Raw genomic sequence first — 21,860 nt, 5'->3', positions numbered from 1 at the left:
CGCCTGCGACCTGGGTCACGAAGCAGCATGAGGAATTGAAGATGAGCGGAACCGATGACGAGCAGGATCTGATGGCTGACGCCTGGGCTGCCGCGCTGGAAGAGCAGGTGACGGCCGAGGCCAAGCCTGCCCCCCTGGAAGAGCTGAAGGACGACGCCCCCATCAGTGCCGAGGAGCGGCGCAAGCTGGACACCATTCTGGATATTCCGGTGACCATCGCCATGGAGGTGGGGCGCAGCCAGATCAGCATCCGCAACCTGCTGCAGCTGAACCAGGGCTCTGTCGTGGAGCTGGATCGGGTGGCGGGCGAGCCCCTGGACGTGCTGGTCAACGGCACCCTGATCGCCCACGGCGAGGTGGTGGTGGTGAACGACAAGTTCGGTATTCGCCTGACCGATGTCATCAGCCAGATTGAACGGATCAAGAAGCTCAAATGATTCGTGCCATCGCCCTGTTGTTGTTCGCCGTCCCCACACTGGCCAACCCGGGGGCTGGCGCCACTCCCCCCAGCATCACCTCCTGGCTGCTCTCCAGCCTGATGGTGATCGGCCTCATCCTGGTGCTGGGCTTCCTGCTCAAGAAGAGCAAGCTCACCCAGGTGATGGGGGGCGGCCAGATGAAGGTCATCGCCACCCTGCCGCTCGGGTACAAGGAGAAGCTGATGGTGGTCAAGGTGGGCGAGCAACAGCTGCTCATCGGGGTGACGCCCCAGCAGGTCAACTTCCTCTATCGCCTGGAAGAGCCACTGGACGAGCGTCAGCCCCAGGCCTTCTCCCAGCAGCTCGGCAAATTGATGGGCAAGCATGAAAAAAGTTAACTGGATCGGGTGCCTGGGCCTGTTGTCCGTGCTGCTGTCGCCCCTGGCGATGGCCCAGGACGGCATGTCGGCGCTGACCGTCAAGACCATGGCGGATGGCAGTCAGGAGTACAGCCTGACCCTGCAGGTGCTGGCGCTGATGACCGCGCTCTCCTTCCTGCCGGCCATTGTCATCATGATGACCTCCTTCACCCGGATCATAGTGGTGCTCGGGATCCTCAGACAGGCCATAGGCCTGCAGCAGAGCCCGTCCAACCAGGTGCTGATCGGCATCGCCCTCTTCATGTCCTTCTTCATCATGTCGCCGGTGCTGGATCGCATCAACGAGGAGGCGCTGCAGCCCTATCTGGCGGAGACCATAGGGCCCAAGGAGGCGCTGGAGAAGGCCGAGCTGCCCATCCACCAGTTCATGCTGGCCCAGACCCGGGTCAAGGATCTCAACACCTTCATGGAGATAGCGAACGTGCAGGTGGCCGAGCCGGCGGATGTGCCGCTGCGGGTGCTGATCCCGGCCTTCGTCACCAGCGAGCTCAAGACCGCCTTCCAGATAGGCTTCATGCTGTTTCTGCCCTTCTTGGTCATCGATCTGGTGGTGGCCAGCATACTGATGGCCATGGGGATGATGATGTTGTCTCCAATGCTGGTCTCCCTGCCGTTCAAGCTGATGCTGTTCGTCATGGTGGACGGCTGGAACCTGATCCTGGGGTCGCTCGCGACCAGCTTCGGGCTGGGGGCGGGGTAAGCCGTTCAATGGAAAGGAGCCGATAAGATGAGTCCGGAAACCTTCGTCGACGTATTCCGTGAGGCGCTCTGGCTGGTGACCATAATGGTGTGTGCCGTGATCCTGCCGAGCCTGATGGTGGGGCTGGTCGTCGCCATCTTCCAGGCCGCCACCTCCATCAACGAACAGACCCTGAGTTTCCTGCCCCGTCTCGTCGTCACCCTGCTGGCCCTGGGGGCCGGCGCCCACTGGGGCCTGCAGAGCCTGATGGACTTCTTCCAGCTGATGGTGAGCCAGATCCCCGAGGTGGTCGGCTGATGCCCGTGCCGGCATTAGCGACCATCAGGCTGCCGATGACCACCAGTCCCATGGCTTCGGTAGCGGCGGCATGAGCTATACCACTGCGGTGATCATGGAGTGGCTGGCGTCCGTGCTCTGGCCCCTTGCCCGGGTGAGCAGCCTGCTGATGGTGATGGCGGTGTTCGGCAGCCGGCTGGCTCCTGCGAACGTTCGCATGGGGCTGGCGCTCGCCATCACCTTCATCATCGCCCCCCTGTTGCCCCCCATGCCCAAGGTGGAGCTGTTCTCCGTCGGCAGCTTCCTGGTGCTGGGGCAGCAGCTGCTCATCGGCGTTGCCCTCGGCCTCATGACCCAGTTTCTGCTGGAAAGCTTCGTGATGGCGGGCCAGATCATCGCCATGCAGACCAGCCTGGGCTTCGCCACCCTGGTGGATCCCATGAACGGCCAGTCGGCTCCCGTGGTGGGTCAGTTCTACCTGATGCTGGCGACCCTGGTGTTTCTGGCGGTGGACGGCCACCTCCTGATGATCAGGATGGTGGTGCTGAGCTTCGAGACCCTGCCGGTCTCGGACAGCGGACTCAGCCTGCCCGCCATCCGCAGCCTGGTGAGTTTCCTCGGGGTCATGTACCAGGCCTCCCTGGTGATGGCGCTGTCGGCCATCATCGCCCTGCTGCTCATCAACTTCGCGTTCGGGGTCATGACCCGGGCGGCCCCCCAGCTCAACATCTTCAGCATCGGCTTTGCGGTCAGCATGATGTCGGGCCTGTTCATCCTCTGGCTCACCATAGGTGGCTTCATGGGGCACTTCGACTCCCTCTGGGAGCGGGTGCAGGAGACCAGCTGTGAGCTTATCAAGGTCCAGTGCCTGGGGGGGCAGAATGGCTGATACCGGTCTGATCGACAGCTGCCAGCCAGTCGGGAGACTGCATGTCATTGATACCGATCAGGTCAATGGCACCGAACAACCAGGTCATGCTATCGGCTGGCTGATCTACAGCGGCCAGCCAGTCGGGGGACTGCATGTCATTGATACCGATCGGGTCAATGGCACCGAACAACCAGGCCATGCTATCGGCTGGCTGATCTACAACGGCCAGTCAGTCGGGGGTCAGCATGGCTGATACCGATCAGGAACGCACAGAACAACCCACGGGCAAACGACTGCAACAGGCCCGGGAAAAAGGGCAGATTGCACGATCCAAGGAGCTGGGTACCGCCAGCGTCCTGCTGGCGACCGTGTTTGGCTTGCTGATGATCAAGGAGAGCCTGGCTGGCGCCATGGTCAAGGTGCTCACCATGGGCTTTACCCTGGACCGGGATCAGGCTTTCGATCCCAACGCCATGGGGGTCATGCTGCCCACCCTGCTGTGGGAGTTGCTGCAGCCCCTCGGCCTGCTGTTCCTGCTGGTGACCATAGCCGCCTTCGTGGGCAACACCCTGCTGGGGGGGATGAACTTCTCCTCCGAGGCCATGCTGCCCAAGTGGAGCAAGCTGAGCCCCTTGAGTGGGTTGAAGAGGATGTTCGGGGTGCAGTCCCTGGTGGAGCTCGTCAAGTCCATCGCCAAGGTGGTGTTCATCAGCCTGTTCGCCTGGTGGATGCTGTCGAGCCAGTTCAATCACCTGCTCAATCTCTCTCTCGAGGGCTTCCCCGGCGGCATCATAGACGCCCTGGACCTGCTGCTGTGGATGCTGATCATCCTCTGCTGCGCCCTGATCCCTATAGTCGCCATCGACGTGCCCTTCCAGACCTGGAACCACAATCGCCAGCTCAAGATGACCAAGCAGGAGATCAAGGACGAGTTCAGGGACAGCGAGGGCAAGCCCGAGGTAAAGGGCAAGATCCGCCAGTTGCAGATGCAGATGGCGATGCGCCGCATGATGGGGGATGTGCCCAAGGCGGACGTCATCATCACCAACCCGACCCACTACTCAGTGGCCCTGAAATACGACGCGGGCAAGCCAGGCGCCGCCCCCAAGGTGCTGGCCAAGGGGGTGGACGAGGTGGCGATGAAGATCAGGGAGATTGCGCGGGAGTACGACATCCCGGTGATGTCCTCGCCGCCCCTGACCCGGGCCATCTACCACGCCACCGAGATTGGCCAGGAGATCCCCGAGGGACTCTTTGCCGCCGTGGCCCAGGTGCTGGCTTATGTCTATCAGCTCAAGAAGTTCCGCCGTGGCCGTGGCCGCCGCCCGACCCCGGTCGCCAGGGATCTGCCCATTCCACCGGAATATCGCAAGTAGCCCGGTGTTTTGGGAGAGGTTGGCCGTCTCCACCGCCAAGGTCTGTCCACTATGCCGCCGGACTATTGCAAGCAGTCTGTGCTCTGAGGCGTTGGCTGTCTCCACCGCCAGAGAGCTGTCCACCATGTTCCGTCGGAATATCCTAAGAACCCCCGCACTCCGCCCTGTTTGCCATCAAGCTACCCGAACCTGTCCTCCGACGGACTTCTGACAGCATCAAAATAAAATCCTAACAAATCAATTGCTTGAGTAATTGGCTTGATATTTGCTTTCATTCGGCATCGGCAGTTGTAAATCGAGAAGAACGATGGGATTCAAGGCTGGAGTGAGCCGTTTCAAAGAGTACAGATGGTTGCTCAGCAAGGGGATAGGGACCCCGCTGCTGGTGCTCGCCTCTCTCGGCATGGTGGTACTCCCCATACCGCCCCTGATGCTGGATATCCTGTTCTCCTTCAACATCGCCCTCTCCATAGTGGTGCTGCTGGTGGCCGTCTATACCCGTCGGCCGCTGGAGTTTGCCGCCTTCCCCACAGTCCTGCTGATAGCGACCCTGCTGCGGCTCGCGCTCAACGTCGCCTCCACCCGGGTGGTGCTGCTGGAAGGCCACAACGGCAGCGCGGCGGCGGGCCATGTGATCGAGGCCTTCGGCAACGTGGTGATCGGCGGCAACTATGCGGTGGGCATCATCGTCTTCATGATCCTGGTGATCATCAACTTCGTGGTGGTCACCAAGGGTGCGGGCCGGATCTCGGAGGTGAGCGCCCGCTTCACCCTGGATGCCATGCCCGGCAAGCAGATGGCCATAGATGCGGACCTGAACGCCGGTCTCATCAACCAGGAAGAGGCCAAGAAGCGCCGTCAGGACGTGACCCAGGAAGCTGACTTCTACGGCTCCATGGACGGTGCCTCCAAATTCGTGAAGGGGGATGCCGTCGCCGGCATCATGATCCTCTTCATCAACATCATCGGTGGTTTCATCATCGGCATGATGCAGCACCAGCTCAGCTTCGGCGAAGCGGCAGAGATCTACACCCTGCTCGCCATAGGTGACGGCCTGGTGGCCCAGATACCCTCACTGCTGCTCTCCATCGCCGCCGCCATCATAGTCACCCGTCAAAATACCGATCAGGACATGGGCACGGCCGTGCTCGGCCAGCTGTTCGAGAACCCCAAGGCGCTGGTGATCTCCGCCGGCATACTGCTGATGATGGGCAGCGTGCCCGGCATGCCGCACCTGGCCTTCCTGAGTCTGGGGGCCGTGGCGGCGGTGGGGGCCTGGTGGCTGCTGCGCCGGGAGAAACTGAACAAGGCCAGGGTGGCGAGCGGTGAACTCTTGCCGGCCCAGGGCGATGCCCCGCTGGAGCAGAAGGACCTGAGCTGGGACGACGTCATGCCGGTGGACATCATCGGCCTGGAGGTGGGCTATCAGCTCATCCCGCTGGTTGACAAGAACCAGGGGGGCGAGCTGCTCAACCGGATCAAGGGGGTGCGCAAGAAGCTCTCCCAGGAGTTCGGCTTCCTGGTGCCTGCGGTGCATATCCGCGACAACCTGGATCTCGCCCCCAATCAGTACCGTATCACCCTGATGGGGGTGAGTACCGGCGAGGCCACCGTCTATCACGACAAGGAGATGGCCATCAACCCGGGCCAGGTGTTCGGCCAGATCCAGGGCATAGCGACCCAGGACCCCGCGTTCGGACTGGAAGCTGTCTGGGTCGCCAAGGAGCAGGTCTCCCAGGCCCAGACCCTGGGTTACACAGTGGTGGACGCGGCCACCGTCGTGGCCACCCACCTGAGCCAGATCCTCTCCAACCATGCCGCCTTGCTGCTGGGTCACGACGAGGTGCAGCAACTGCTGGACATGATAGGGAAGCATCAGAGCAAGCTGGTGGAAGGGTTGGTTCCCGAGGTGATCAGCATGGGCAACCTGGTCAAGGTATTGCAAAATCTCCTCAATGAAGGCGTGCCAATTCGCGATATGCGCACTATCCTGCAGACCCTCGTGGAATATGCGCCACGCAGTCCGGACCCGGAAGTGCTGACCGCCGCCTGCCGTATCGCCCTGCGCAGGCTGATAGTGCAGGAGATTGCCGGCCCCGAGCCCGAGCTGCCGGTGATCACCCTTTCACCAGAACTGGAACGCATATTGCATCAATCCCTGCAAGCAGGTGGGGGAGATGGCGCCGGTATAGAACCGGGACTGGCGGAGCGGATGCAGCGCTCCCTGGTGGAAGCCACTCAACGACAAGAACTGGAAGGCCAGCCGGCCGTGCTTCTGACATCGGGGATATTGCGCAATACCCTGGCGAAATTTGTCAAGAATGCCATTCCTGGATTACGCGTCCTGTCTTATCAGGAAGTGCCTGATGACAAGCAGATCCGCATCGTCAGTGCGGTGGGACAGGGCTAGTTAGCGGAGATGACGGGTGAAGATTAAGCGGTTTTTTGCCAAAGACATGCGAACGGCGCTGGCCGAGGTCAAGGAGACGCTCGGGCCGGATGCCGTCATCATGTCCAACAAAAAGGTCACCGGTGGGGTGGAGATAGTCGCGGCCGTCGATTATCAGTCCCAGGTGCCTGGACCTAAAGATGCGCCGGTTCGCCGTCAGTTGAACGATGAGAGCGTCAATATCTCGTCTGCGGGCAAGCAGATGACGCGCTCGGCTCCCCCCAAGGAGCAGAACGAATATTATGCCGATACCCTGGCGGCCCTGCTGGCGCGCCAGCAGAAGCTCAACCCTGCCAATCCTGCGGGCAACGGCACCCCGGCTCCGGCACCATGGTCCGGGAATGGGGCCGCTGGCGGCAATCAGTCCGCGGGACTGGCGTCCGCCAACGGCGCACCCAGGACGCTGGCCGAACAGGGCCAGTGGGGCGCGGCCCCCGAGCCTGCCAAGCCGAAGGCACGTCCTGCCCCCGGCCCCCGTGCTGCCCAACCCGCCCCGCGGGATCAGGAGATGGAGGGGATGCGCAAGGAGATGGCCAGCATCCGCAAGCTGCTGGAGCACCAGATCTCCGGTCTGATGTGGCAGGAGGTGGAGCGCCGCGAGCCGATGCGGGCGCTGCTCATCAAGGAACTCAAGAAGATGGGGTTCGACGATGCCTTCGCCGATCAGCTCGCCGGGCTTATCCCGGAAGACATGCCCATCCATCAGGCTATGGCCCAGCTGGCCGAGGTACTGACGGCCCAGCTCAAGATCAGCGAAGACGACATCTTGCGCCAGGGCGGTGCCGTGGCGCTGCTCGGCCCGACCGGGGTGGGCAAGACCACCACCATCGCCAAGCTGGCGGCTCGCTTTGCCATGAAGTATGGCGCCGAGCAGGTGGCCCTCATCACCACGGACAACTACAGGATCGGGGCCCACGAACAGCTGCAGACCTATGGTCGCATCATGGGTTGCCCGGTGCGTCAGGTACGGGATGCCGAGGAGCTGGCCAATGCGCTCTATCAGTTCCGTCACCGTCGGCTGGTGCTCATCGACACCGCCGGGGTAGGGCAGCGGGATATCCGCCTGACCGAGCAGCTCGACACCCTGGTCAAGAATGCCAAGGTGCGCATTCGCAGCTACCTGGTCATGTCAGCCACCTCCCAGCGCCGGGTGATGCAGGAGGCGGTGGATCACTTCCGGCGCATTCCGCTCTCCGGCTGCATCCTGACCAAGCTCGACGAGAGCCTGAATCTGGGTGAGGTGATCAATGTATGCATTCAGAACGCCCTGCCCATCAGCTACATCACAGATGGACAGCGGGTGCCGGAAGATATTCAAGTTGCCAATGCGGCGCTGCTGGTCGGCGCGGCCATGGGCTCGCTGGAGCGGGAAACAGAAGACCCTTACTTCTGGGGTTCAGGCTTTGGCGAGGCCGAAGATTCGGAGTTTTATGAGTAACATGTATATGGATCAGGCGAGTGGTCTGCGCAAAATGCGTCAAAACAATCGAGTAAAAGTGATCGCCGTGTCCGGAGGCAAGGGGGGCGTCGGCAAGACCAACGTGACCCTGAACGTGGCGGGAGCCATGGCCGCCCAGGGCAAGCGGGTGTTGGTGCTGGATGCCGACCTGGGTCTGGCCAACGTCGACGTCATGCTGGGGCTGCGGGTGCACCGCAACCTCTCCCATGTGCTGGCCGGGGAGTGCACCATAGACGACATCATCGTCGAGGGGCCCTACGGCATGATGATAGTGCCGGCCACCTCGGGCACCCAGTCCATGGTCGAGCTGTCGCCGGTGCAACATGCCGAGCTCATCCGCGCCTTCAGCGAGATGAAGACCCAGGTGGACGTGCTGCTGGTGGACACGGCGGCAGGGATCTCCGACATGGTGCTGAGCTTCACCCGCGCGGCTCAGGACATCATGGTGGTGGTGTGCGACGAGCCCACCTCCATCACCGATGCCTATGCCCTCATCAAGATCCTCTCCAAGGATCATGGGGTGTTCCGCTTCAAGGTGGTGGCCAACATGGTTCGCTCCCTGCGCGAGGGGCAGGAGCTCTTCGCCAAGCTGACCCGGGTGACCGACCGCTTCCTGGACACCTCTCTGGAGCTGGTGGCCTGCGTGCCTTACGACACCAACCTGCGGGCCGCGGTGCGCAAGCAGAAGCTGATCGTCGAGGCGTTTCCCAAGTCGCCTGCCTCCCTGGCATTTCGTGCCCTGGCGAACAAGGCGGCGAGCTGGCCCATCCCGAACCAGCCGGGGGGACACCTCGAATTTTTCCTGGAAAATTTATTGCAAAAGCCGGTCATAGCACAGGAAGACTCCCGTGAATAAAGCCCAAGCATACTTGCGTCATCAGGATTCCTACGTGCTGGTCGAGCGTCACGCTCCGCTGGTCAAGCGGATTGCCCAGCATTTATTGGCTCGCCTGCCAAGCAGTGTCTTGCTGGATGACCTGATCCAGGCAGGTATGATTGGGCTGCTCGAAGCCTCCCGCAACTTTGACGGCAGCAAGGGCGCCAGCTTTGAAACCTATGCCGGCATCCGCATCCGCGGCGCCATGCTCGACGAGATCCGCCGCGGGGACTGGGTGCCCCGCTCGGTGCACCGCAACAGCCGTGCCATCGCCGAGGCGATCGAGAACGTGGAGCAGGCCCATGGCCGGGATGCCAGAGACACCGAGGTGGCCGCCAACATGGGGGTCTCCCTTGGCGAATACCATGCCATGCTGCAGGATGTCTCCTGCGGCAAGATCATCGGCATCGAGGATCTCGGGGTCAGCGAGGATGTGATAGGGCATCCCGATGACGCCAGCGGTCACGGCGGCTTCGACGATCTGGCGGCCGAGCGCTTTCAGGGCGCCCTGGCCGAACACATCGCCCGCCTGCCCGAACGGGAAGCCCTGGTGCTGTCGCTGTATTACGACGAAGAGCTGAACTTGCGTGAAATCGGGGAAGTCCTGAGCGTGAGCGAGTCTCGGGTGAGCCAGATCCACAGCCAGGCCATGCACAGGCTGCGGGCCCGTTTGAGAGATTGGAATTTATAAGTGGTTGTACTGGCTACACTGGAACGCAACTCTAAGGCATAATCCGCACCATAAAACCTGCGATCTGCATCATGTAAGTGAGCCGTTTTGGCGGCTATTTAGGAGGGAATTTTGGACAAGAACATGAAAATCCTCATCGTCGACGATTTTTCAACGATGCGCCGGATTATCAAGAACTTGCTGCGTGACCTGGGATATAACAATACCCATGAAGCAGACGATGGCAACACGGCCCTGCCGATGTTGAAAAACGGCGATTATCAGTTCGTGGTCACCGACTGGAACATGCCCGGCATGCAGGGCATAGACCTGCTCAAGGCGATCCGTCTCGATGACAAACTCAAGCACCTGCCGGTACTGATGGTGACTGCGGAAGCCAAGCGCGAGCAGATCATCGAAGCCGCCCAGGCCGGGGTCAATGGCTATATCGTCAAGCCGTTCACTGCCGCCACCCTCAAAGAGAAGCTCGACAAAATCTTTGAACGAATCGGCTAAGGAGCGGCAGGGATGAAGGCCAAAACGAGTGCCATGATCTCGCTTGAACAGGCAAGGATGCTGGTTGCCCACCTGGAGCGAGAAGAGTTTGAACAGGCCGATACCATCCTCGCCGATGTGTGCGCCCCCAATGCGGCGGCCCTGTTTGACAAGGTGGGGCAGCTGACCCGCCAATTGCACAACTCACTGCAAGATTTTCGCCTGGATCCCAGGATCCCCGACCTGGCCACCCATGAGATCCCGGATGCCCGGGAGCGGCTCAGCTATGTCATCGACATGACTGACAAGGCGGCCAATCGCACCATGGATGCGGTCGAGGCCAGTCTTCCCATCGCCGATCGGCTCAATGACAACATTCAGCTGGTGATGCCCAATTGGAATGCCTTGATGAGTCGGGATCTTGAACTGGGTCAGTTCAAGGCACTCTGCCATCAACTGAATGATTTTATTAAGGCTTCGGAGACGGATGCCGATAAGTTACGACAACTGCTGACTGAAATCCTGATGGCTCAGGATTTCCAGGACTTGACCGGTCAGATGATCCGCAAGGTGATCAAGCTGGTGCAGGAAGTTGAAACAAAGTTGATAGAGATGCTGACCATGTTTGGTGAGGCCGTCATCGAGAATTCGGCGCGCAGCCTGCCGGCGAGCGGCATCGAGGCAGAAGGCCCCATCATGAACCCGCAGACAAGGTCCGATGTGGTCAATGGTCAAGATGATGTGGACGATCTGCTGTCTAGCCTGGGATTCTAATGGAGTGACGCATGGCCTTCGAAGTTGATGAAGACATACTGCAAGACTTTTTGGTCGAAGCATCAGAAATATTGGAACAGTTGTCTGAACAACTGGTCGACCTGGAAAAGCGGCCCGATGACAAGAATCTGTTGAATGCCATCTTTCGCGGCTTCCATACCGTCAAGGGGGGAGCGGGTTTCCTCTCCCTGACCGAACTGGTGGACGTCTGCCATGGTGCCGAGAACCTGTTCGACATGCTGCGCAACGGCAAGCGAACCCTCAGTGCCGAGCTGATGGATGTCATTTTGCAGGCCCTTGATGCCATCAACGTCATGTTTGCCCAGGTGCAGAATCGGGAGCCGACCAGCCCGGCCTCTGCCGATCTGCTGCATGATCTGCACGAATTGTGCAAACCCGAAGGGCAGGAACAGCTGCGGACCGCCAGTGTTGCCGCCTCGCAGCAACCCGAGCCAGAGCCAGAACCCGAACCCGCCATCGTCGCCGAGAGCGCGCCTGTGGCCGTCAACGGTGGCGGCTCCATCGACGAGATCTCCGCCGACGAATTCGAGCGCCTGCTGGATGAACTGCACGGTGCTGGCAAGGCGCCGACGGTCTCTGCCGCCCCCGTGCTGAGCGGTTCAGGCGACATCACGGACGACGAGTTCGAGGCCTTGCTCGATCAGCTGCACGGCCAGGGCCAGCATGGCGGCGCCCCGGATCTCTCCCCGCTGCAATCGGTACAAAAAGAGGTGGACGAGCTCATCGACGACGACGAGTTCGAACGCCTGCTGGATGAATTGCATGGCCGTGGCCAGGCGCCGCAGCACAGCATGGCGGCTGCTCCGCCTCCCGAGCCCAAGGCTCCCGCCGCGCCCGTGACCCCGCCCAAGGCGCCGGTCGCGGTCAGCGCAGCCCCCGCCAAAGCCGCTTCTGCACCGGCCAAGCCGGCCCCGGCACCCGCCCCTGCCAAACAGGCGGCCCCTGCCGAGAGCAGTGCGGTGCAAAACGACACCACGGTGCGGGTGGATACCAAGACCCTGGACGTCATCATGAACATGGTGGGCGAGCTGGTGCTGGTGCGAAACCGCCTGGTGAGCCTCGGCATCGCCAGCAACGACGAAGAGATGTCCAAGGCGGTGGCCAACCTGGATGTGGTGACCGCCGATCTGCAGGGCGCGGTCATGAAGACCCGCATGCAACCTATCAAGAAAGTCTTCGGCCGCTTCCCCCGCGTTGTGCGCGATCTCGCCCGCACCCTCAAGAAAGATATTGAGCTGGTGATGGTGGGTGAAGAGACGGATCTCGACAAGAACCTGGTGGAGGCCCTGGCCGATCCCCTGGTTCACCTGGTGCGCAACTCCTGCGACCACGGCGTCGAGATGCCGGACGTGCGGGAGAAGGCGGGCAAGCCCCGTCAGGGCACCATCACCCTGAGCGCCTCCCAGCAGGGTGACCATATTCTGCTCTGCATCGAGGATGACGGCGCCGGCATGGATCCGGAGAAGCTCAAAGCCATCGCCATCAGCCGTGGCGTGCTCGATGCCGACAGCGCGGCGCGCATGAGCGACAACGATGCCTACAACCTGATCTTCGCCCCCGGTTTCTCCACCAAATCCGAGATCTCCGACATCTCGGGCCGTGGCGTCGGCATGGATGTGGTGAAGACCAGCATCGTCAGCCTCAATGGCTCTGTGCACATAGATTCGACCTGGGGCAAGGGCACCCGCCTTGAGATCAAGGTTCCCCTGACCCTGGCCATACTGCCGACCCTGATGGTGGAGGTGGGTGAACAGACCTTCGCCCTGCCGCTTGGTTGTGTGAACGAAATTTTCCACCTGGATCTGAAGAAGGCCAACGTGGTGGATGGCCAGCTCACCATCATAGTCCGTGACAAGGCGATCCCGCTGTTCTACCTGCACAAGTGGCTGGTCCGCGGTGCCGGCAGGGCGGCACGACAGGACACAGGCCACGTGGTCATAGTCCAGATCGGCACCCAGCAGGTGGGCTTCGTCGTGGACAACCTCATCGGCCAGGAAGAGGTGGTGATCAAGCCTCTGGACAATCTGCTGCAAGGGACCCCCGGCATGGCCGGCGCCACCATCACCAGCGACGGTGGCATCGCCCTCATCCTGGACGTGCCCAGCCTGCTCAAGGCCTATGCCCGTCGCCACTGAGCGTCTGGCCCAAGGAGTTAAAAGAATAACAATGGCAGTCAAGGTATTAGTGGTCGACGATTCGAGTTTCTTCCGTCGCCGGGTCAGCGAGATCATCAATCAGGACCCCCTGATGACGGTGATCGACACTGCCCAGAACGGCCGGGAGGCGGTAGACAAGGCGCTGCAATTGCGGCCTGACGTCATCACCATGGACATTGAAATGCCGGTGCTCGACGGCATCAGCGCCGTGCGCGAGATCATGGCCAAGTGTCCGACTCCCATACTGATGTTCTCCTCGCTGACCCACGAGGGGGCCAAGGCGACCCTGGATGCACTGGATGCCGGTGCCCTGGATTTCCTGCCCAAGAAGTTCGAAGACATCGCCCGCGACAAGGATGAGGCCGTCAAGCTGCTGCAACAACGCGTCAGGGAGATAGCCCGCAAGCGCTTCCTGATGGCGGCCGCCAGACCCCGGACGCCGGAGCCCCTGGTGCGCCCCACTCTCGGCGCTGCCTCGGCGCGTCCTCTTGATCGTCAGCCCGAGCCGGTCCGCGCCGCGGCGCCCGCCAGCTTCAAGCGCAGCGGCAAGAGCTATCAGCTGGTGGCCATCGGCACCTCCACCGGTGGCCCGGTGGCGCTGCAGAACGTGCTGACCAAGCTGCCGGGAGATTTTCCCCATCCGATCCTGTTAATCCAGCATATGCCGGCCACCTTCACCGCCGCCTTCGCCGCCCGTCTCAATGGTCTGTGCCAGATCGGGGTCAAGGAGGCGGAGGACGGTGACGTGCTCAAGCCGGGCCACGCCTACTTGGCCCCCGGTGGCAAGCAGATGCTGCTGGAAGGGCGCGGGCCCGGGGCTCGCCTTCGCATCATAGAGGGCAATGACAAGGTCAACTACAAGCCTTGCGTCGACATCACCTTCGCCTCGGCCGCCAAGATCTACGGCGACAAGGTGCTCGCCATAGTGCTGACCGGCATGGGTGCCGATGGCCGGGACGGGGCGCGTCTGCTCAAGGAGCAGGGCGCCACCATCTGGGCGCAGGATGAAGCCTCCTGCGTGGTCTACGGCATGCCCCAGGCGGTTGCCAAGGCCGGCATCGCGAGCGAATCCCTGCCGCTGGATCGGGTGGCCCAGCGCATCCTGGTCGAGTTGGGTCGCTGACCATGGGCATGTTCGGCCTGGTGCTGGCGCTGCTCGCCGTGGCCGTCGCCCAATGGTGGCACGGCGGCAGCCTGCTGACCCTGCTGGATGGCCCGGCCTTCGTCATCGTGGTCGGGGGCACCTGGGGGGCCGTCATACTGCAGACGCCCCGCAAGTACATGCTGGCCGCGCTCGCCCAAGCCCGCTGGATGCTGTTCCCGCCGCAACTGGATCTGGTGCAGCAGGCCGAGCGCCTGCAGGCCTGGGCCCAGTTTGCGCGCCAGCAGGGGTTGCTGGCACTGGAGAACCAGGCCGAAGAGGAGCCTGATCCCTTCACCCGCCAGGGGCTCACCATGATAGTGGACGGTGTCTCCGTCGAGGATATCCGCCGCCTGCTGGAGGCGGACATCGACATCGAGCAGGAGCGCAACGAGCATGCTGCCAGGGTGTTCGAGGCCATGGGGGGCTACAGCCCGACCATCGGCATCATAGGGGCCGTGATAGGCCTCATCCAGGCCATGTTTCACCTGGAGGAGCCGGGCACCCTCGGTGCCGGCATCGCCATCGCCTTCGTCGCGACCATCTACGGAGTGGGGTTTGCCAACCTTCTCTATCTGCCGATAGCGAATCGCCTGCGGGCATTTCACTACCACTACGGTCTCTATCAGGAGATGACGCTGGAAGGGTTGCTGGCCATCGCCCACGGGGAGAATGGCCAGCAGGTTGAACGGCGGCTACGGGCTTATCTGAAAGGGGAATAGCCATGCGCAAGCGCTATCGTTTGCACCTGCAAGGGCGAGAACATCTCGATCGCTGGCTGGTCTCCTATGCCGATTACATGACGCTCATCTTCGCCCTCTTCGTGGTGCTCTACTCTGTGGCCATCGTCAACAAGGAGCAGTACCGCGCCGTCATCGAGGGCATGACCCAGGCTTTCAACCAGGTACCGCGCAGCGATGGCTTGCTGGAAGGGCAGGGCAACTCCCTGCTCAACCACCCGGTGTCGGCAGCGCCTTCCCTGCTGGAGAGCCAGGCCTCCCCGTCGCCTTCGCGCGCCCCCATCACGGGCACCCCGATCCAGCAAGATGGCACGGCCCTTGCGACCATAGACCTGCAGTTGCAGGAGGCCATGGGCGCCCTGGTGGATGCCGGCGTGGTCAAGCTGGCGAAGGATGACAACTGGCTGACGGTGGAGCTGAGTTCCGGCCTGCTGTTTCGCAGCGGCAGCGCCTTTCTGGGGAGCAATGCGGCCCCTGTACTCGATACGCTTTCAGGTATTCTGAAACCGGTCGATAACTATGTCAGGGTGCGGGGTTACACGGATAACCAGCCGATCAACAACGAAATGTTTCGCTCCAATTGGACCCTGTCTGCCGCCCGCGCCGAAGCTGTGCTCGGCGCCCTGGTGGCCAAGGGGATAGCCCCCGAGCGGCTCGCCTACGAGGCCTATGGGGAATTTTCTCCCTTCGCCGACAACGGCAGCGAGCAGGGGCGGTTACAGAATCGCAAGGTCGTGGTCGCCATATCCAGATTCGCCTGGGTGCCGCGAACCTCCGTCAACTCCCTGACGGTGACGCCGGCCCCGGCCGCGCCACAGAGCGTCGACAGCGAGGACGTCAGAGTGGTGACGCTGCCCGGTGGTGGCATACGCATAACAACAAGGCAGGATTGATACAGTGATTGTTTGGACGGTTGCCAATCAGAAGGGTGGAGTCGGTAAAACCACCACGGTCGTCTCCCTGGCGGGCATTCTGGCCCAGCGTGGCCAGCGGGTACTGCTGATCGACACCGATCCCCATGCCTCCCTGACCTCTTATTTCGATTTTGACTCGGACCGGCTGGAAGGCACCCTCTACGAGCTGTTCCAGGCGGCCAAGCCGAGCAGCGAGCTGGTCAACCGCATGACCCTGAAGACCAAGTTCGAAAACATCCACCTGCTGCCGGCCTCCATCACGCTGGCGACCCTGGACAGAGTCATGGGCAACCGGGAAGGCATGGGACTGGTACTCAAGCGTGCCCTGTTGCGGGTGCAGGACCAGTATGACTATGTGCTCATCGACTGCCCGCCCGTGCTGGGGGTGATGATGGTCAATGCGCTGGCGGCCTGCGATCGCATCCTGGTGCCGGTGCAGACCGAATTTTTGGCTTTGAAGGGGCTGGAGCGGATGATGAAGACCTTCGAGATCATGCAGCGATCCAAGCGGGACAAGTTCCGCTATACGGTGATCCCGACCATGTTCGACAAGCGTACCCGGGCCTCCCTGATGACGCTGCAGTCCATCAAGGAGCAGTATGGGGAGGCGGTGTGGAATGCGGTCATTCCCATCGACACCAAATTCCGGGATGCCAGCCTGCTGCACATACCCCCGTCCATCTATGCACCGGGCAGCCGTGGCACCTATGCCTACGAGACACTGCTCAACTTTATTGATGCGCTGGAGCGTCAACGAACCCAGGAGGTGACGCCATGAGAGAGACCACCCAGGTTCGGGCCATGGATGACTATTTCCACTCCCTGCTGCTCGATGACGTCCTGCTGCGGGACGATCCGGACGACGAGGCGCCGGCCCCTGTGCTGCAGTTGCAGCCTCAACCCGCCCCCTTGCCCGAGGTGGTTGCGGCCCCCTATCTCGAAGCCGACAGCCGACTGGCGCAACTGAGCGAGCTGCTCGCCCAGGTGAGCCAGGTGCAGGATGAGATGGATGTCCTGAGCCATGAAGAGCTGCATGTCGAGCCCTTCCAGCTCGAGGTCGAGCCCGAACCGGTCGAGGTGGCCCTGGCGACGCCCGAGGTGATACCGGTGATCGCCGAACCCGTCGCCCTGACACTGGCCGAACCCGCGCTGGCGGCGGAGCCTGAGCCTGCCCCTGCGGCCTGGGAAAACCTGGATACCGGCAACGAGTTTCAGGCGCTCTTCTTCGATGTGGCCGGGGTGACCTTCGCTGTGCCCCTGACCGAACTCGGCGGCATCCACCAGCTGGGGGAGGTGACTTCCCTCTTCGGCCAGCCGGGCTGGTACAAGGGGATCATGACCTCCCGGGAGCAGAAGATGAACGTGGTCGACACGGCCCAGTGGGTCATGCCGGGCCAGCATCTGGAGATAGACGAGTACAAATATCTGATTATGCTGGGGGAATCACCCTGGGGACTGGCCTGTCATCAGTTGAAGGGCACCGAACTGCTGCATCGGGATCAGGTGAAGTGGCGCCACCAGGAGGGGAAACGCCCCTGGCTGGCGGGCATGGTCAAGGAGAAGATGTGTGCCCTGCTGCACGTCAGGGAGCTGCTGGTGCTCCTTGGCCGAGGCGTGAACATTGAAGGCCGCTGACAACATCGGCACTGCCATGGTTTTATTGCTAATTTTACCCGTTGACGGGTTCATACAAGGATCAAGAAGATGACAGAGAAGCGCAATATTGCACAAAATCTGGCCGAGGACGAAGTGCTGCAGTGGGTGACCTTCCAGTTGGAAAACGAGACCTATGGCATCAACGTGATGCAGGTCCAGGAGGTGTTGCGCTACACCGAGATAGCCCCGGTACCGGGTGCGCCCGACTATGTACTGGGCATCATCAACCTGCGTGGCAACGTGGTGACCGTCATCGACACCCGCTCCCGCTTCGGCCTGCCGGCCGGTGATGTGAGCGAGAATTCGCGCATCGTCATCATAGAGGCGGAGAAGCAGGTGATCGGCATCATGGTGGACAGCGTGGCCGAGGTGGTCTATCTGCGCTCCTCCGAGATCGATGCCGCCCCGGCGGTGGGCACCGAGGAGAGCGCCAAGTTCATCCAGGGTGTCAGCAACCGCGACGGTCAGCTGCTGATCCTGGTGGATCTCAACAAGCTGCTCTCCGACGAAGAGTGGGACGATATTGGCTCCCTGTAACGGCGGGTCAAAAAGTGATACAACAGCGGTCCCGGATCTGCCCGCGGCACCTTGATGCCGAGCGGGACCCTGTGATGAGGAAGGTGACAGTTTGATGATTGAATTCGCAGCCTTGGGGTTGTCCTTGTTGGCACTGGTGCTGGCCCTCTACGGTCTATTGGGTCACCGCCGCCGTCAGCGAGAGTCCGAGGCCAGGATGGAGACGCTGCAGGGGCAGCTCGAGAGTCTGCGCAAGCAGATGATGGAGCTGCATACCGGTGCCATCGGCATGGGTCAGCGCCTGCAATCCGCCGAAGGAGCCATGCAGAAGATCCAGGATAGCCAGCAGGAGTTGACCCTGCAGGATCCGGAACGCCGCCTCTACAGCCGCGCCGCCAAGATGGTGGAGCTCGGCGCCGATCTCGACGAGGTGATGAGCGAGTGCGAGTTGCCCCAGGCCGAAGCCGAGTTGCTGATCTCCCTGCGCAAGGGTCGCAGCTAACCCCTGCTCCTGACCGAGAGGGGAGGCTCAGGCCGCCCCTCTCTTCCCTGCCACATCTTCCCCTGTCCATGCGCGATCTCCCCACTTTTCCCCTGCCACCCCTTCCTCTGCCCGTGCCTGGTCACTCCAGTTTCCCCTTGCCACATCTTCTTCTGCCGGTGCGCGATCTCCCCCACAAATCCTGTTGATTATTGGCATCTTTGAAAAGACGCCTCCGGATCCTGTGTTAAGATGCAGGCCGCCTCATTTTCAACGATTACATCCTCATGCTGCTTCAAGCCAACAATCTGAGCTGCGTGCGTGAAGATCGCACCCTGTTTGAACATCTCTCCTTCGCGGTGCGCTCGGGCGATCTGATGCAGATTGAAGGCCCCAACGGGGTGGGCAAGACCAGCCTGCTCCGGCTGCTGACCGGCCTCTCCCAACCCTTCGCGGGGGAGGTGTGCTGGAACGGGGAGAACATCCGCCATTGCCGGGATGAGTACCATGCCAGCCTGCTCTACCTGGGCCATCAGCCCGGCGTCAAGGCGACCCTGACCCCCCTCGAGAACCTCTCCTTCTACCAGAAGCTGCACGGCACGGCCGAGGCTTCCGTGGATCTCTGGCAGGTGCTGGCCCAGGTCGGACTCGCCGGCTTCGAGGACTATCCCGCGGGCCAGCTCTCGGCAGGGCAGCAGCGCCGGGTGGCCCTGGCCAGGCTCTGGCTGTCGGAGCGCCCGGCGCTCTGGATCCTCGATGAACCCTTCACCGCCATCGACAAGCAGGGGGTCAGGGTGCTGGAGCGATTGTTCCTGATCCACGCGGATCGGGGAGGCATGGTGGTCCTCACCACCCATCAGGACTTGACCCTGATGCAGGGGCGCCTCAAGACACTGTCGCTGACCTCGTTGTTGCAGGAGTAGCCATGCTGCGCGCCGTCATACACCTTATTCACCGCGAGTTGCTGATGGCCCTGCGCCAGCGCGCCGACATCTTCAACCCGCTCTGGTTCTTCCTCATCGTCATCACCCTCTTTCCCCTCGGCATCGGGCCCGAGCCCCAGCTGCTGGCCCGCATCGCCCCCGGTATCATCTGGGTGGCGGCCCTGCTGGCGGCCATGCTCTCCCTGGAGCGGCTGTTTCGCGATGACTTCAGCGACGGCGCCCTGGAGCAGATGATGCTGATGCCTCATCCCCTCGGGCTGCTGGCGCTGGCCAAAGTGATCGCTCACTGGTTGCTGACCGGCCTGCCACTGCTGCTGGTCTCCCCGCTGCTCGCCATCCTGCTTTCCCTGGACATGAAGAGCTATCTGGCCGTGGTGGCCACCCTGGCCTTGGGGACTCCGGTGCTGAGCCTGCTCGGGGCGGTCGGGGTGGCGCTGACGGCGGGACTGCGAAAGGGGGGCGTGCTGCTCAGCCTGCTGCTGCTGCCGCTCTATATACCGGTGCTGATCTTCGCCACCTCCGCCATAGATGCGGCCAGCATGGGGTTGCCCTACGGGGGGCAACTCGCGATCCTGGGGGCCATGCTGGTGGGGGCCCTGACCCTGACGCCCCTGGCCATCTCGGCGGCACTGCGGGTCAGCGTCAACTGATTAATTATCAAAAAAGCCTCTTTTGAGGCTGTTTTATGAAAAATATAATTGAGATAGATCAAGGGGATGGCTGCTTATTGCTTTGGGGGGATATGATGTTTCCCGCCGGTGGGTATGGTAGGCCTCGCCACTTAAAAATTAATAACTGAAAGGTTCTGTGAGCTATGTGGAAATGGTTGCACCCTTATGCCAAACCCGAGCGCGCCTATGGGCTGGCCGGCACCCTGCTGCCCTGGTTTGTCGTGACAAGCCTGCTCGCCTTCATCATAGGCACCGTCTGGGGGCTGGCCTTTGCCCCCGCCGATTATCAGCAGGGCGACTCTTTCAGGATCATCTACATCCATGTGCCTGCCGCCATCCTCTCCATGGGAGCCTACTCCACCATGGCTGTGGCGGCCTTCATCGGCCTGGTGTGGCAACTGCGCATGGCGGACATGACGGTGGCGGCCATAGCCCCGGTGGGCGCCGTCTTCACCTTCATCGCCCTCTTCACCGGTGCCGCCTGGGGCAAGCCCATGTGGGGCACCTGGTGGGTGTGGGACGCGCGCCTCACCTCCGAGCTTATCCTGCTGTTTCTCTATCTTGGGGTCATCGCCCTCTACAACGCCTTCAGCGACAAGGTGGTGGCGGGTCGCGCCGCCGGCATACTGGCGCTGGTGGGGGTGATCAACCTGCCCATCATTCACTACTCGGTGGAGTGGTGGAACACCCTGCACCAGGGCGCCTCCATCACCAAGTTTGACAAGCCCTCCATCTCCCCCGAGATGCTGTGGCCGCTGCTCATCATGATACTGGCGTTTGCCACCTTCCTCGGGGCCCTGACCCTGATGCGGTTTCGCAACGAGCTGCTGATGCGGGAGTGGCACCGCCCCTGGGTTGCCGACATCGCCAGACAGGAGAAGTAAGCATGCACTTTGCCTCATTCAGCGACTTCATGGCCATGGGGGGTTACGCCTTCTACGTCTGGCTCTCCTTCGGTCTGACCGCGCTCTGCCTGGTCGGCATCGTCATTTCCACCCGGTTGAAAACCCGCAACCTGCTCGGCGAATTGCGCAACAAGCAGGCCCGCGAGGCTCGTCGCAAGGCGGCCCAGCAGATGGAGAACACCCTATGAACCCGAGACGCAAGAAACGCCTCACCATCATTCTGGCCATCAGCCTGGGCCTCGCCAGCGTGACTGGCCTGGTGCTCTATGCCCTCAGCCAGAACATCGATCTCTTCTATACCCCGAGCGAGCTGGTGGAGGGCAAGGGGCCGGAGAAGGTCAAGCCGGAAGAGGGCCAGCGCCTGCGCATCGGCGGCCTGGTGGTGCCGGGCTCGGTGCAGCGTGATCCCCAGAGCCTCAAGGTGGCCTTCAAGCTGATAGACAACGGCGGCCATCTGGTGACGGTGGAATTTGACGGCATACTGCCGGACCTGTTCCGGGAGGGGCAGGGCATAGTCGCCCAGGGTACCCTCAAGGACGCGACCACTGTGGCCGCCTTCGAGGTGCTGGCCAAGCACGACGAGAACTACATGCCGCCGGAGGTGGCGGACGCTACCAATGGCATGCACTTCAAGCCCGAATATACCGAAGCGCAATTGCAGGGGGCCAAGCAATGATACCGGCAGCCTTTGTCTCGTGTTCAGCTCGTTTCGCCGCCGGATCGGTATGTCTCACCCTGCCATCGAAAGGAAATAGTCAATGATCCCCGAATTTGGGCAGTTCTCACCGTCTCATGCCTGGACACCGGTTCTGGTCGCGGTGCAATTGAAAGGAAGTCAGCCATGATCCCTGAACTGGGGCAGTTCTCACCGTCTCATGCCTGTGCACCGGTCCTAGTCGCGGCGCAATT

General features: G+C 61.8%; 26 protein-coding genes. All 26 read left to right on the top strand.

Annotation, left to right across the window (positions count from 1 at the left end):
• Positions 1-41 precede the first annotated feature (41 nt).
• The 26 genes from fliN to ccmE all read left to right on the top strand — a co-directional run bounded on the left by fliN (position 42) and on the right by ccmE (position 21,627).
• On the top strand, positions 42-437 hold the full coding sequence (gene fliN, locus WIR04_RS14475) for a flagellar motor switch protein FliN (RefSeq protein WP_025326247.1): 396 nt from the start codon (positions 42-44) through the stop codon (positions 435-437).
• The gene (gene fliO / locus WIR04_RS14470) at positions 434-817 is read left to right on the top strand and encodes a flagellar biosynthetic protein FliO (protein ID WP_338887829.1); all 384 of its coding nucleotides are present in this window, start codon (positions 434-436) and stop codon (positions 815-817) included. Before fliN ends, fliO begins: the two co-directional genes overlap by 4 nt.
• Positions 804-1,559: a flagellar type III secretion system pore protein FliP gene (fliP, locus tag WIR04_RS14465; protein WP_307765577.1), complete on the top strand. Its 756-nt coding sequence runs from the start codon at positions 804-806 to the stop codon at positions 1,557-1,559. Before fliO ends, fliP begins: the two co-directional genes overlap by 14 nt.
• A gap of 27 nt (positions 1,560-1,586) precedes the next feature.
• A complete protein-coding gene (fliQ, locus tag WIR04_RS14460; RefSeq protein WP_010673927.1) occupies positions 1,587-1,856 on the top strand; it encodes a flagellar biosynthesis protein FliQ in 270 nt (89 codons plus the stop codon).
• Positions 1,857-1,926: 70 nt separating this feature from the next.
• On the top strand, positions 1,927-2,724 hold the full coding sequence (gene fliR, locus WIR04_RS14455) for a flagellar biosynthetic protein FliR (protein WP_338887826.1): 798 nt from the start codon (positions 1,927-1,929) through the stop codon (positions 2,722-2,724).
• Positions 2,717-2,959, top strand: a complete 243-nt coding sequence (locus WIR04_RS14450) for a hypothetical protein (protein ID WP_338887824.1) — start codon at positions 2,717-2,719, stop codon at positions 2,957-2,959. The genes fliR and WIR04_RS14450 overlap by 8 nt, the downstream gene beginning before the upstream one ends.
• Positions 2,952-4,082 carry a flagellar biosynthesis protein FlhB gene (flhB, locus tag WIR04_RS14445; protein WP_106887471.1) on the top strand — a complete coding sequence of 377 codons (1,131 nt, stop codon included), beginning with the start codon at positions 2,952-2,954 and terminating at the stop codon, positions 4,080-4,082. The genes WIR04_RS14450 and flhB overlap by 8 nt, the downstream gene beginning before the upstream one ends.
• 307 nt (positions 4,083-4,389) lie before the next feature.
• Entirely contained in the window at positions 4,390-6,492 is a 2,103-nt protein-coding gene (gene flhA / locus WIR04_RS14440) for a flagellar biosynthesis protein FlhA (protein ID WP_338887821.1), read from the top strand.
• A gap of 16 nt (positions 6,493-6,508) precedes the next feature.
• Positions 6,509-7,969: a flagellar biosynthesis protein FlhF gene (gene flhF, locus WIR04_RS14435; RefSeq protein ID WP_025326253.1), complete on the top strand. Its 1,461-nt coding sequence runs from the start codon at positions 6,509-6,511 to the stop codon at positions 7,967-7,969.
• Between the two features lies 1 nt (position 7,970).
• The gene (locus WIR04_RS14430) at positions 7,971-8,846 is read left to right on the top strand and encodes a MinD/ParA family protein (protein WP_025326254.1); all 876 of its coding nucleotides are present in this window, start codon (positions 7,971-7,973) and stop codon (positions 8,844-8,846) included.
• Complete coding sequence (locus tag WIR04_RS14425; protein ID WP_025326255.1) at positions 8,839-9,558, top strand: RNA polymerase sigma factor FliA; 720 nt, start codon at positions 8,839-8,841, stop codon at positions 9,556-9,558. Before WIR04_RS14430 ends, WIR04_RS14425 begins: the two co-directional genes overlap by 8 nt.
• Before the next feature lie 111 nt (positions 9,559-9,669).
• Positions 9,670-10,053 carry a chemotaxis response regulator CheY gene (gene cheY / locus WIR04_RS14420; protein ID WP_025326256.1) on the top strand — a complete coding sequence of 128 codons (384 nt, stop codon included), beginning with the start codon at positions 9,670-9,672 and terminating at the stop codon, positions 10,051-10,053.
• A 12-nt stretch (positions 10,054-10,065) separates the two neighbouring features.
• Positions 10,066-10,806 (top strand): protein phosphatase CheZ, encoded by a 741-nt coding sequence (locus WIR04_RS14415; RefSeq protein ID WP_025326257.1) that lies wholly within the window; start codon positions 10,066-10,068, stop codon positions 10,804-10,806.
• Positions 10,807-10,817: 11 nt separating this feature from the next.
• Complete coding sequence (locus tag WIR04_RS14410) at positions 10,818-12,962, top strand: chemotaxis protein CheA (RefSeq protein WP_338887815.1); 2,145 nt, start codon at positions 10,818-10,820, stop codon at positions 12,960-12,962.
• Between the two features lie 31 nt (positions 12,963-12,993).
• The gene (locus WIR04_RS14405; RefSeq protein WP_338887813.1) at positions 12,994-14,106 is read left to right on the top strand and encodes a chemotaxis response regulator protein-glutamate methylesterase; all 1,113 of its coding nucleotides are present in this window, start codon (positions 12,994-12,996) and stop codon (positions 14,104-14,106) included.
• 2 nt (positions 14,107-14,108) lie between these two features.
• Positions 14,109-14,846: a flagellar motor protein gene (locus tag WIR04_RS14400; protein ID WP_338887811.1), complete on the top strand. Its 738-nt coding sequence runs from the start codon at positions 14,109-14,111 to the stop codon at positions 14,844-14,846.
• A gap of 2 nt (positions 14,847-14,848) precedes the next feature.
• Positions 14,849-15,757: a flagellar motor protein MotB gene (locus tag WIR04_RS14395; RefSeq protein WP_290030759.1), complete on the top strand. Its 909-nt coding sequence runs from the start codon at positions 14,849-14,851 to the stop codon at positions 15,755-15,757.
• A 4-nt stretch (positions 15,758-15,761) separates the two neighbouring features.
• Positions 15,762-16,556 (top strand): ParA family protein, encoded by a 795-nt coding sequence (locus WIR04_RS14390; protein WP_025326262.1) that lies wholly within the window; start codon positions 15,762-15,764, stop codon positions 16,554-16,556.
• Positions 16,553-17,413 (top strand): chemotaxis protein CheW, encoded by an 861-nt coding sequence (locus WIR04_RS14385; protein WP_338887806.1) that lies wholly within the window; start codon positions 16,553-16,555, stop codon positions 17,411-17,413. The genes WIR04_RS14390 and WIR04_RS14385 overlap by 4 nt, the downstream gene beginning before the upstream one ends.
• 69 nt (positions 17,414-17,482) lie before the next feature.
• Complete coding sequence (locus WIR04_RS14380; RefSeq protein ID WP_005333026.1) at positions 17,483-17,971, top strand: chemotaxis protein CheW; 489 nt, start codon at positions 17,483-17,485, stop codon at positions 17,969-17,971.
• Positions 17,972-18,065: 94 nt separating this feature from the next.
• On the top strand, positions 18,066-18,452 hold the full coding sequence (locus tag WIR04_RS14375) for a DUF2802 domain-containing protein (protein WP_025326264.1): 387 nt from the start codon (positions 18,066-18,068) through the stop codon (positions 18,450-18,452).
• 266 nt (positions 18,453-18,718) lie between these two features.
• Positions 18,719-19,354: a cytochrome c biogenesis heme-transporting ATPase CcmA gene (ccmA, locus tag WIR04_RS14370; RefSeq protein ID WP_338887801.1), complete on the top strand. Its 636-nt coding sequence runs from the start codon at positions 18,719-18,721 to the stop codon at positions 19,352-19,354.
• Between the two features lie 2 nt (positions 19,355-19,356).
• Positions 19,357-20,025: a heme exporter protein CcmB gene (ccmB, locus tag WIR04_RS14365; RefSeq protein WP_025326266.1), complete on the top strand. Its 669-nt coding sequence runs from the start codon at positions 19,357-19,359 to the stop codon at positions 20,023-20,025.
• Positions 20,026-20,189: 164 nt separating this feature from the next.
• Positions 20,190-20,930: a heme ABC transporter permease gene (locus WIR04_RS14360; RefSeq protein ID WP_025326267.1), complete on the top strand. Its 741-nt coding sequence runs from the start codon at positions 20,190-20,192 to the stop codon at positions 20,928-20,930.
• 2 nt (positions 20,931-20,932) lie between these two features.
• Positions 20,933-21,139 (top strand): heme exporter protein CcmD, encoded by a 207-nt coding sequence (gene ccmD / locus WIR04_RS14355; RefSeq protein WP_025326268.1) that lies wholly within the window; start codon positions 20,933-20,935, stop codon positions 21,137-21,139.
• Positions 21,136-21,627 (top strand): cytochrome c maturation protein CcmE, encoded by a 492-nt coding sequence (gene ccmE / locus WIR04_RS14350; RefSeq protein ID WP_338887798.1) that lies wholly within the window; start codon positions 21,136-21,138, stop codon positions 21,625-21,627. Before ccmD ends, ccmE begins: the two co-directional genes overlap by 4 nt.
• Positions 21,628-21,860 lie beyond the last annotated feature (233 nt).

The organism is Aeromonas rivipollensis, assembly GCF_037811135.1.
Classification (GTDB): Bacteria; Pseudomonadota; Gammaproteobacteria; order Enterobacterales; family Aeromonadaceae; genus Aeromonas; species Aeromonas rivipollensis.
This window is presented reverse-complemented; position numbering and strand designations above follow the sequence as displayed.